Consider the following 11,535-nt stretch of genomic DNA (forward strand, 5'->3'; position numbering starts at 1 on the left):
TTCATGCGCTTTGTTCCTCATCAGCAGCACTAAAAAGCGCATCCAGTTGGTCAATAAATTCAACAGGAGGCAGATAGTGGTAAATACCATGCCCGGGGTTATCTTGATCAATGCCACGCAGAAACAGATAGATCACGCCCCCAAAATGCCGGCGGTAATCATAATCGGCCAGCCGGTGGCGCAAATAACGATGCAGAGCCAGAGTATAAAGCTGATACTGAAAATCATAGCGATGCTCGATCATGGCGCTTGCCATGGCTTCTTGCGTATATGACTGGCTGTTCTCCCCTAACCAGTTTGATTTGTAATCCACGACGTAAAACTTATCTTGCCAGCAAAAAACCAAGTCAATAAAACCTTTTAACATGCCCTTGACCTGATGAAAGGACAACGGTGCACATTGCGCAGACAGCGGATCATAACGACGAGTCAGCTTATCCAGTTCCTTTGCATGCAATAGCTTATCCACAGGCAGGTAAAACTGCATTTCACTTTGCTGGAGATGACGAGGCACACGGGCAAGTTGCATTCCCTGCTCATTCAGCCCTGCGCACAGGATATCATCCATCCACTGTGCCAATACGGGCGCCCAATTTTCATCGAATCCTGCCGTAGTCAGTTTTTCCGCCAACCACGCCTGATCCGGGGGATGAGCGAAATCCAGATCTTCTAAGATACTGTGCAGGAAGGTGCCCGCAGATGCCCCGCGTGGAAAAGTATGTGGCGTCATCTGTAATGCCTGTTCTCCCTGTTTTTCACCACGCGCATCAATATCCAGCTTCGGAGAAATAGATTGCACAATCACATCGACTGATTCGCCCAATGCACCCGCATAAGCAGGAGAAGTCGCGTGAGAAGCGGAATGTTGTAACCCCGAATAACTCGTCACCCGCCAGTCATCCCGAACGAAACGCCGCAATTTTCTGGCTTCCAGCGACAGACTATTTTCACCCTGTGAACGCCATTGTGAATCGGTGATCTCTCCTACCCGCTTGATCTCTATGCTGTCATCGCCGCTGTCATTGACAAGCTCATTCAGACTGTTAACCAATAGCACTGCATCACCTTGCTGCCCCTTTTGCAGCAGGTAACCAAGGGCAGACAGGTGCAAATCCGTCTCGCCGGCTTTCCCCCTATTCCCCTTGATAAGCGGTGCCACACCCACGCTACAGTGATAAACCGCCCGCGTTAATGCCACATAGAGCAAACGTAAATCTTCCGCCAGTCGCTCTTCATCCGCAAGTTCCAGGGCTTCTTTCAGCGTTTCATCGTCATGGGAAATATTGAGGTGCGCCTCAAAGTTATGGCGATCATGATAAACAGCGCGCTTTTGCTTTCTGTAACCACAAATAAAAGGTAAACAGACCAATGGATACTCCAGCCCTTTAGATTTATGGATGGTACAGATCTGCACCAGATGCCGATCACTTTCCAGCCGCAACTGCTGGTTTTCTGATTGCGGGTTAGGGCGTGAAATCTGTTGTGCCAGCCAGCGGGCAACGGCATGTTCGCTATCTAATTGCTGAGAGATCTCCTGCAATAATTCACCAATGTGCATCACATCGGTGAGCCGACGTTCACCGTCATCACCTGCCAGCAGATTTTCTGCTATCCGGTATTTCACCATGACCGCCCGCAGCATCGGTAATACGCCGCGGGTACGCCATAAACGGGCATAACCATCAAACTCATCAACCAGACGATCCCACGCCGTTTCGTCGTGATTCAACTGATCAATTTGTTGTGCACTCAAACCAAATAAACTGCTGGCTAATGCGCTTCTCAATTCACGCGCTTTTTCCGGCGCAAGGACGGCCTGCAACAACCACAGCAAATCTTTCGCTTCTGGCGTATCAAATACACTTTCCCGATTGGAAAGATAAACCGAGGGTATCTTCAGCGCATACAATTCCTTACGGATCAAGGCGGCTTCCCGGCGATCACGCACCAACACCGTGATATCTGCCGCCATAACCGGACGTGGTTTATCTTTGGCCTGATATAAAAACGCCTTTCCTTCCTGCCCTGCCTGCAACCAATCCTGTATTTGGGCGGCACACTGCCGGGCCATGATCTGTTCATATTCCCCTTTGGAAACACCTTCACCGGACTGTAACCAAAATCGTAAGGCAGTTTGGTCTTCCCCATGCAGGGAAAATCTCAGTCCATGATTTTTCCCTGCGGCATTAACGTTAATAAAGGGGATCTGTTCAAACAAAAATGGATGTTCCGGGCGGGAAAACAGTTTATTGACCGCTTGCACCATTGGGGCAGAAGAACGCCAGTTCGTTTCCAGCGTGTAATGAGCTTTAACGCTCGAACGGGCGCGAATGTAGGTGAAAATATCTGCCCCACGAAACGCATAAATCGCTTGTTTGGGATCACCAATAAACAGCAAGCCATTCTCTGATGATGGATCCTCTGGTGATTGATGCTCTGGTGATTGATCGCAATAGATGGCCTGAAAAATGCGATATTGCTGCGGGTCAGTATCCTGAAACTCATCGATCATGGCGACGGGATAGCGCTGGCGGATCGTTGCCGCAAGCTGCTCGCCTCCTGCCCGCTGCAAGGCACTGTCCAGACGGGTCAGCAGATCATCAAATCCCATGTAGCCACGCATCAGTTTCTCTTGATTCACGGACTGACGAACTTCCACGATCGCTTTGGCGATGATGATATCTTTCAAGGTCAGTGGCTGTTGATATAAACCCTCAATCGCTTCAAACAGGGGATGCCGCGGCGCTTCCCCTTTTTTGGTTTTTTCTGACAAGCGCGACTGACAAAATTTATCCAACTCTTTCGGTAACAGGTAATCTTGGGTGGGCGATTTAGCCCACACAGAAACACTATGCAGCCAATTAGGTAAATGCTTTTTGCTGTAGCTACGCTTATCAACACCAGAGTTAGTGATAAGTTCCTCTAATTCAGCAGCCGCATCATTCCAGCGACTCTTTAGCGAATCAATCTGTTCAATGATTTTCTGGTGGCGGCTAAACAGCGTTTCATCACTATCAGGTGCATTGACAATATATGGCATATCCCCGTGTAAATAGTCGGCAATCTCTTTCAACAAGACTTCCGGCCCACTCCATATCCGGCTGATTTCGGCCGCGATGGGCAATGGCAGGGGATAACAGTGACGCCGCCAAAAATCGGCACAGCCCTGTTTACGCAACTGACTTTCATCCTGAATTAACGTTTGATCGAACAGGACACCAGACTCAAACGCATTGTGTACCAACATGCGCTGGCAAAAACCGTGAATGGTGTAAATCGCCGCCTCATCCATCTGACGTTCTGCGGCTAATAACCAACCGGCCGCACTTTCCTTGTCAGGAATTTCATTCAGCAGTTGCTGATAGGTCGGATCGCTACCCGCAGTTTCTTCCCGAATACAAGCCAAGCGGAGCTGGTGGATGTTTTCGCGGATCCGTCCACGCAACTCACCCGTCGCCGCTTCCGTAAAAGTCACCACCAGAATCTCTTCGACATTCAGCGGCCGGGAAAAGGCGGCAGAGCCGCCCAATCCCAATAGCAGACGGAGATACAATACGCCTATCGTATATGTCTTTCCCGTCCCGGCCGAAGCCTCGATCAGCCGCTGACCATACAGCGGCAGGGTTAACGGGTTAAGTGTATCTTTGCTCACAGAGCATTCACCTTAACCGGTAATTGCTTCTGGAAATCGGACACATAATCGTAAGTTTTCCAGCCTTTCAGCTCCGCATATTGATGAGCCGTGCCTTTTTTTCCGGTAACTTGGGAAATCAGTGCTAATCCCTGACGTTTAATCACCGCCTTTTCATAAAACGCAATGAGCTGCGCTTTGGTGACGTTCTCCATCGCAGCAATGGTTTTCTCACGGGTATCAAATTTGAAGTTATTGAGCCCAAAGTCTCCCTCATAGCGCGCCACTTCTGAATAGAAAGTCTGTGGGGGTTCACGCATTTCTGTCAGCAGTGATTGTTTATACTGCTTAAACTCAGCATCAGACATCGCTTTCAGCTTTTTATCCGCATGTTGATAGAAGCTCTGATAACGTTGATGCAGGTAATCCGGTTGTTGACTGTTACTTTGCACCAGAAAACCCAGCCCAAATTGTTCACCTATTCCTGAGTTGGAGGCCGAAACCACGTAGCCAAGCTGTTCTGTCGTCCTCAACTGCTCAAAGAACCACGGTGACAAAATGCTACTCAACATATTGGAGTAAACATATCCCGTGATACGGTCATACCCCGTTGGAATATAGATTTCTGCCAGAGCGTTATCCGTACTGCTAGCCGTTCTTTTAAAATTAACCGCATAATGACGGTCAATGACAACGTGTTTGCCAGTCCACCATACCGTCCCTTGATTCGCGAGCTGCTTCTGTGCGGCCTGAATGATGTCAATACCCTGTTGCTCGGTGAGATTGCCGAAGACCATGGCCTGTAAAGCCGCCTGTTGGATCATTTCCCGGCGATATTTCACAATATCGTCAACAGTGAGGGTATCCAGCACTTTCAGTCTTTCAGACTGTTCAAAGTAAGGCACATTCGCCAGTTGGGAAATGGGCTGCACCGCCATTTGGAAGGCTTTGCTGTTATTGGCAACTTCAATTTGTTCCCGATACCATGATTTCGCCTGTTCCAGTTTCTCCTGAGTCGGCACAAATGAGAGGTACTGCTCTATGGCTGAGGTTAACAATTCGGGCAGATGTTGGGTAAAACCACCGGCCATTATTCTCAGCCCCTCAGCATAATCGGTTGAAACCCACATTCCTGCTACCGATGCCTGATAATTCAGTCGATCAAGGGCAGCAGCAGATAAATAGGCAAACAACGCATCAGCAAGCTGATCCTTAACGGTTTTCATACCATTGGGATTACGCATCTCCAATATGATGCTTCCCTTCGGTTCATCCGCAAAATATTGGCTTGGCATATACAGTGAGCGAACATTCGGCTTTTCCAAAAGCATTTTCGGCTGTTTTTGGCTACCCGATGTTTTCACCAAGGATAAATCATCAGGAATATAGGGATTCAACTCCGGCAAAGAGAAAAAATCTTCTTTTGCGAGCTTTTTCCATTCAGTCAATTGCTTTGGTGTAATTTTATTGACCTGATACGGTGCCTGTACAAAATAGGCCTCTTTGTTGTGCGGCTCTGTCGGGCTGATAAACCAGATACGCGCATTTTCAGGCGTTAATTCATTCAGCCGGCTGGCTATCGCTTTCGGGTCAAAGGCATCTGCAACATAACCTGCATCCAGGACATGGGAAACCGGCAATTGCAGCATGGCATCGGATAAGCCCTCAATATAGTTCATATTTCGCACGATTGACGCATACTGGAATGACAAATTAAAGACGTTTGTCATTTCATCGAAATAACGCTTATTGATGCCCTGTTTTTTTAGCAGGTTGATATAAGAAAAGATGGCGGCGATAACTTGATCACGCTGTTCAAGCCCCTTATCCGTCAGCGAAACATAAATATCAAATGTACCGGAGTTACCGTCAGTTTTGGGATTTGCCCCAGCGTTGATACTCTCAATTAATCCTTGTTTCAGTAACCAACCCGATAACGTATTTTGACTGTTATTACTACCAATCAAATACCCGACATAGGCGTCTGTTTTACTGCGAAAATCAGCAGTGTTGTCCGCAATGCTGAATTCCAGTCGCAATGTTTTATGCGGTTGTGCCGGCACATAATGGATAATGATGCCTTTTTCTTTATCTGTGGTTGCCGGCACCGTAATGGCAGGCACTAAAGCCTGTCGGTCTGGAATGCGTCCCAGCGTTTCTGCCGCAATCTGCGCCAATTTATCAATGGATTGATTACCATACACCACACCTTTCATCAAATTGGCTGAGTAATAACGCTGGTAAAAATCAACCAGTGCCGCCTGTAATTTGCTGCCGGGTTTGTCTTTGAGTGTTTCCAGATTTCCGCCGGCAAAACGCGCATTAGGGTGAGCCGGATTGATGGTTTCGGAACGGATCTGCCATATTCTATGCCCTTCACCTGCACGGGCGATGGTCATTTCATTGTCAACAGCATGGCGTTCACGATCAGCATTAACCGGATCCAGCAAGGGTTCAGCCAGTGCATCCGCAAGGCGATCCACCGCGCCGGCTAAGGCACCATTTTCAACTTCCAGATAGAATGCGGTACGGTTGGCGGTTGTGCTGGCGTTATGGCTTCCCCCATTTTTTTGCAAAAATTCAGTAAACCCGCCCGACTGTGGGTAGCGCTTGGAACCCATTAAGACCATGTGTTCAAGATAGTGAGCCAGACCAAGCTGATTATCTGGATTTTCCATATGCCCCACCGGAAGAGAAACGGCAGCCAAGGATTTAATGGCTTTCTCATCAGAAACCAGCAGAACTGTCATCCCATTTTGCAATTTAATCGCTTTATATTGACGAGGATCGCGATCACTTTTGTGGATCGTATCGGGTAGTGGCTGCCAAGGCGATTGTGCGTATACAGTAGCCCCAAGAAACAGCCCAAAGAGCATCATCATGATGCGGATAAGGTATTTAGGCATAACCTAATATTCTCCCTAATTATTTAAATAATGATCCATTGGAATAACGAACCATCGGCAGTAAATAGCGCTGAACTTCACGCTTCATTCGTTCCAAAAGGGATTGTTCAACTTGCCGGAAAGCCCGTTGTACGTAATGATCCGCACCTTCCCCTTTTCGGTCATGGGTTCCCAGCCATTGTTCCATTAATTTATTTTCAGCATGTTGTTGGCTCTCTTCGCTAAAATCGATGTCTCCTGTTTCCTTATCAAAACAGTCAACTAACCATGCCCAACCGCTTCGGCAAAACAGGGGGAGAGGCTCAGACATTCCTTGAAAATAGCCCTCGATCATCTGGTTCAGATAGTGTTTCGCTTCATCCTGTTCCAGTGGCAAGAAGCGATATTCTGAAATCTTTTTATCTTCCTTCTCTTTTTTCCCTTTTTTACTTGTTCCATACATGCGGCTTTCGCTGGTAACGCCTGAAAGACAACAGGCAAGATGTTCAATCCATAGTTGGATACCATCATTGGCCGTTAAGTTCGCAGGTCGCCAACGTAAAATTCCATCAGGCTGTACCCGATTAATTTTGCCGGTTAACATCACCGTGTCTAATTTCTCATACAGGTCAATGGAAGAAGACTCGGTTCTCTCTTCTCTCACCTTGGCGGCCAAGGGCTGCATGGATTCCAATTGATCCAGCCAATAAACTTCGCCAAAGGAACCATAGGGCAATCCTCCCGACGCCCTGAGATGGTAGAACAACGATTCAGGTGCCCCCTGTTCTATCAGGATGCTCAACAGTAGTTGGTTAAATTGGTAGCGTTGCAGGTTATCCAGTACAAAAGGTTCTTCTTCCGGCAGTTCCATCTCTTCAATGACAAAATGCACCTTCAATCGTTGCTGAAAAAAAGCCCGGACAGGATGTCGATAGAAACGGATCAATTCATCCAGAGCCACTTCTTTGACTTCACTGCGATCAAACGCAATCGGCTGACAAAAATCAGTAGCTGAAACACCCTGCTGTGTCGCGGCTGGCAACCATTCTGCGGCATAACTTTGTAAGGGGTGGTTAGGTAAGAAATTTTCTGACGCAAAAGGTACACGGGTATGTTGTGCCAGCAAATGCTTTCTGACATTTTTGGCACTGTCATCAACATTGCGCATTTCATCACCGGATAAGCAAAAACTCTGGCAGATATAATCCAGTAATTCGTTAACCAAAACGGATGGATTGCATTCCGTATCATCGCGAATCGATTTACCGATATAGCTAATATAAAGACATTGTTCCGCCGAAACTAACGCTTCCAGAAACAGATAGCGGTCATCGTCGCGCCGTTTCCTATCCCCGCGCTGCATTTTTTCGGCCATCAGATCAAATCCAAGGGGGGGAATGGTTCGCGGATAAACCCCGTCATTCATCCCCAACAGGCAAACCACCTTAAAAGGAATGGAACGCATCGGCATCAGGGTACAAAAATTGAGGGCGCCGGCAAGGAAGCGCTGGCTGATCTTCTCATCATCAAAACGCAGCGCCAGCTCATCGCGTAGCAGCACCAAAGGAATGCTTTCGTCGTAATGCGCATTCAGGCCATCATCAATCACTTTTTGCCATTGTTGCGTAATCAGCGCCAGAACCAGTTCAATGTCATCATCCGCGTCGAAAAAAGTGTCCAGCAGTTGCGGACATACCGTTAACCAATCCATCAGCCGCTGTTCTTCGCTCAAAATCTTACGCCAGCGATTCAGCTCCATTAAAAATTCCGCCAATTGTCCGGCTAATTCGGCAGCAAGGCCACTGGATTCATCATAAGGCAAAACATCATTCCACGGGCCAGCATCGCTATCCATCGCATAACCCAGTAGCATGCGGGTCAGGCCAAAGCGCCAAGTATTCTGCCCCGTGGCAGGCAAAGATAAGGCGGCAATATTGTCATCATCCAACCCCCAGCAAATGCCGGATTCTTTCACCCAACGCCGCAATAAACGCAACCCGTCTTCCTGAATCGCGAATTTGTTGGCTAAGGCCGGGACTTCCAATAACGCCAGCACCTGTTCTGCCGTAAATCGGCTCTGCGGCAAATCCAGCAGGGTAATGAATGCCTGTAAGACAGGATGCGCCTGACGAACCTTACGGTCAGAGATGGCAAAAGGGATATAGCGATCATCGGGGGCATTGCCAAAAACCGCCTGAATATAGGGAGCATAGTTATCGATATCGGCCATCATCACAATGATATCCCTCGGCGTCAGTGACGGATCATCATCCAACAAATGCAGGAGCTGATCTTGTAATACTTCGACCTCTCTTTGCGGGCTATGGCATGAATGGAAAGTCAGTGAGCGATCAGCACCATTAAATGGGCGCTTCTTGAGACTATGTTTAAAGGTATTTTCTGTCGAACCAATCTGGGCATGATCTTCAAGATTCAGGATATCTTGCTGGATTTGGTGCAAGACAGAATCGGGCTTTAATTCAACAAAAGCATGAATATCAGAATCCGGCTCTAATTGTGACAACTGGTAAAGGTGATCTATCCCCAATTTTCCCCAAGATGCCAGCAAGGGATTATTCAGCACCTGCTCCCCTTCTTCATTAAAGAGCGACGGGGCTTTTTCTGGCTCTTTAAATCTTTCCAGTAATTGATGGCTTTTATAATGTTTTGGCTTACGGCTCGCTAATTTGGCCAGAAAAGCATAACTCTGGATATCTCCCCAATAATATTGGCATGGGTTAGTGAACATAAGGTGAATATCAATATAGTTACCCAATACCTTGAGTACTTGCAGGTAAGCGGGAGGCAATACCGAGATACCGCAGATGAAAATGCGCGGGGGAAGACGCTTCAATGGAAAATCCCCTGCTTCCAACGTCGTGATAAATCGCTGATACAAATTGGCGCGGTGCCACAAAGGTTGTTGTAGCTGACGGGTATAGGCGGTCAGTTCAAGCCATAGCCTTTTTTGCCATAACTGGTTGCTGCTCAAGCCATCAATTAATTGACCATTTTCCCAGTTTTCTAACCACTGTGGTCGATAAACCAGGTATTGGTCAAACAGATCGGCAATCCGGCCAGCCAACTGGTGGATCTTGCGTTTATCAATATCCTGATCAAGATAGTGCCTGAGTGCTGAAAACTCCGGCTCCGTCAACAAATCCGGCAGCAGGGCCATTAATTTCCATTTCATGGCATCCTTACTGAAGGCACTTTCTTTGGGAATATCAGGCAACACATGAGTAAACATCTGCCAGATAAACGTGGCCGGCAGCGGGAACTCCATATTCGCAGCAATACCCAGTTTTTCTGCCAACTGAATTTGCAACCACTGTGACATCCCCGGGCTTTGCACCAAAATGACTTCTTTGCCAAACGGGTCAGACAGGGGATTCTCCCCGATCAATATCGCCATCAACTCCTTGAGAATATCGAGCTGATTTGAATGATAAACGCTAAACATCAATGCTCCCACTTGAATAGAACAACCCAGTCAACATATTGATATTAAATCATATTTTTAATCAGATTATGAAATCTATACAATTTTATATACAAATTAAATCATCGCTGGGGGATTTTCATCTTATATACTTTTCTAGGATAACATCACTCCTATAAATCATTACATATGGTGAAATATCATCCAAGAATAACCCTCTCTATAAACTATCCGTTATTTTGTCACGACTGCGTTTCAAACAACATCGTGATTTTTCACTACTGCGATTTAAAATATCAACAGTGGTTAATCAGCTCGCTGCAAACGTAATAATAGCAACCGGAAGATATTTTTCATCTGACAGGCAGCCTTCTTAAAGAGAAGAGTACTTTGCGGACGGTGAAGGGGTTGGGGTATATTTCGTCGAAAGCTATTGAGAGGACAGTTAGACTATAGTGTCACCTCATCAAGTGATAATTGATAGTACGGAAAGTGATTTGATGAAGTGACTATTTCCCTGATATTGCGGTATTAGAATAATTATTGATTTGATTCTTCTCGCGGTCTGCGATCAATAAAATTGCCGTCCATATCTACATAACGGCTAGGCCAAATTTCTGAAGGATGTATGCCGAGATAATTCGCAACAATCCATTCCCCTTTAGGCCACGGGCGGCTTAATGCGTTTGCTAATGTCGATGAACTGAGTCCAGCTTCACGGGAGACAGCCGCCAAGGTTGTACCACGTTTACGTAATGCAGCAATAATATCGGCTTGATGCCAGTCATTTCTAACGTTATTCATTCCTGCTACCCCTTCCATTAATTGAGAAAATTGATGGTGGTGATCCAGACAGGGTTCGCGGACCGGCTCTTATTCCGGCGAGGCATAGCCTCCCCGGCCTGAATCACCATTGAAAAGGTAACAGCAAGCTACACTGGTAAAAAATCTTACCAGTGTATAAGAGCACAAGGCCGCGACGCCTTGACCATTGGTATTTGCCAATGGCGGCATTACTTTAACTGATTGTTTTATCTAACTCAATAACTGAACTGCTAAGTTGAACGACTATAAACCCGCTCAACATAACGTCCGCGACCATCACCGTGCCCCAAATCCATTGAAACCAATGCCCTTGCCTCCTGACGGCTAAAGCCATTTTGTTGGTAAAACGCCAGTGCATCCTGCGCCCATGCATAGCGCAAGCTATGAGGTGAATGACTGCCCTTTAATCCAATTTTTGTGGTATGTGTTCGCCAGTAGTTCATGGCCTGTTTGAGATCTGGTTTATCAATCAACCTGCCGCCTCGCTGCTCTGCAACAGCAATGGCCTGATCTACAACCTCTTTCACCGCAATAACATCCAATACACGGGTTTGCCTTGGGCGGCCGCCTTTTGTACCGAAAACTACATGCAATTTTGGCTCTGGTTGTTCTAATTGTTTTCGCCAGCTTTTCAATGAAGCACTACACTGCACCGCTTCCTGAGAACGTAATCCCATCAAGCGGGCAAGTTTCAGTGTGACGGCAAATCCGGCATCCCGTTCAAGGGCTTTCTGATAAACAGTTTGAAACGT

The 11,535-nt window shown here is 47.0% G+C and carries 5 protein-coding genes; all 5 read right to left on the bottom strand.

The features are described from left to right. Window position 1 precedes the first annotated feature (1 nt). Window positions 2-3,652: an exodeoxyribonuclease V subunit beta gene (gene recB, locus PSI17_RS03200; protein WP_273550575.1), complete on the bottom strand. Its 3,651-nt coding sequence runs from the start codon at window positions 3,650-3,652 to the stop codon at window positions 2-4. After that, entirely contained in the window at window positions 3,649-6,537 is a 2,889-nt protein-coding gene (ptrA, locus tag PSI17_RS03205; RefSeq protein ID WP_273550576.1) for a pitrilysin, read from the bottom strand. Before ptrA ends, recB begins: the two co-directional genes overlap by 4 nt. 19 nt (window positions 6,538-6,556) lie before the next feature. Next, window positions 6,557-9,979 carry an exodeoxyribonuclease V subunit gamma gene (gene recC / locus PSI17_RS03210; protein WP_273550577.1) on the bottom strand — a complete coding sequence of 1,141 codons (3,423 nt, stop codon included), beginning with the start codon at window positions 9,977-9,979 and terminating at the stop codon, window positions 6,557-6,559. A gap of 519 nt (window positions 9,980-10,498) precedes the next feature. Continuing rightward, window positions 10,499-10,762, bottom strand: coding sequence for a helix-turn-helix domain-containing protein (locus PSI17_RS03215; RefSeq protein WP_273550578.1), 264 nt, complete (start codon window positions 10,760-10,762; stop codon window positions 10,499-10,501). A 251-nt stretch (window positions 10,763-11,013) separates the two neighbouring features. Beyond that, window positions 11,014-11,535 (bottom strand): integrase domain-containing protein (locus PSI17_RS03220; RefSeq protein ID WP_273550579.1); only part of this gene is annotated, 522 nt, incomplete at its 5' end.

Origin of the sequence: Xenorhabdus sp. IM139775 (assembly GCF_028598745.1) — a bacterium.
Lineage (GTDB): Bacteria > Pseudomonadota > Gammaproteobacteria > Enterobacterales > Enterobacteriaceae > Xenorhabdus.

Coding starts and splice junctions, on each gene's coding strand:
- ptrA (WP_273550576.1), bottom strand. CDS start 6,537: ATGCCTAAATACCTTATCCGCATCATGATGATGCTCTTTGGGCTGTTT.
- recC (WP_273550577.1), bottom strand. CDS start 9,979: ATGTTTAGCGTTTATCATTCAAATCAGCTCGATATTCTCAAGGAGTTG.
- PSI17_RS03215 (WP_273550578.1), bottom strand. CDS start 10,762: ATGAATAACGTTAGAAATGACTGGCATCAAGCCGATATTATTGCTGCA.